The organism is Burkholderia sp. SIMBA_062, from assembly GCF_046534765.1.
In the GTDB taxonomy this organism is placed as follows: domain Bacteria; phylum Pseudomonadota; class Gammaproteobacteria; order Burkholderiales; family Burkholderiaceae; genus Burkholderia; species Burkholderia ambifaria.
Window position 1 is genome coordinate 1 of record NZ_JAWRYD010000634.1, and the last position, 235, is coordinate 235.

Genomic DNA, 235 nt, shown 5'->3' on the forward strand with positions numbered 1-235 from the left:
CGATCCAAACGGATGCCGTATTTCGTTGCAAGCTCGACGAAGTACTCCTGCAGCCACTGCGGCACCACCACCTGGTCGTATGCCTCCAGGCGGTACGAGGGATCTTTGAACCACGGGAAGAAGTGGAACTGCCAATCCATCACCGTCGGCGTGCGTCCGGCGTCTTTGATGGCCCTTGCCAACTCGCAATAGTTGAAGAAGTAGCCTTCACGCCCCTCGGCGGTGCTTTCAATGG

General features: G+C 57.9%; 1 pseudogene. It reads right to left on the reverse strand.

Going from position 1 to position 235, the window contains the following annotated elements:
• Positions 1–235 (reverse strand): annotated as a pseudogene (locus SB786_RS37725) (terminase); the annotation flags it as partial.